A 387-nucleotide genomic window follows, 5' to 3' on the forward strand; every position below is an offset into this window, starting at 1 on the left:
CACTGGAACAGGCCGCCGCTGAAGCTGACAGCACCGCCGCCGCGCAGAATGCCAGCGCCGATGCGCTGGAACAGCAGGCCGCTGCCGCTCGTGCAGCCCTGCCCTACCCGCAGCGGGCCGAGGCACAGGCCGCGCTGGATGCATTGGAAGCCAGCCGCACCGCCCTGCGCACCGGCATGGAGCAGGCTCAGCACTCCCTCAAACAGGCAGAGCAGGCCTATGCCGCTGCCAAAGCCGCTGTAGATGCCCTGCAGACCCAGCAAGCCACTGCCGAAACCGCCGGGCCTGCCCAGCCGCTGGAATTTTTACAGACAGAACAGGCCCGCCTTGCCGCCGCCCGCACTGCCCTGCGGGAGCAGGCCCAGCAGCTGGCCGCACAGCGGCTGC

The 387-nt window shown here is 70.0% G+C and carries 1 pseudogene; it reads left to right on the forward strand.

Going from position 1 to position 387, the window contains the following annotated elements:
- A pseudogene (locus tag QZL71_RS12090) lies at positions 1–387 on the forward strand (SMC family ATPase); the annotation flags it as partial.

The sequence above is a fragment of the uncultured Faecalibacterium sp. genome (assembly GCF_900066275.1).
GTDB lineage: Bacteria > Bacillota > Clostridia > Oscillospirales > Ruminococcaceae > Faecalibacterium > Faecalibacterium taiwanense.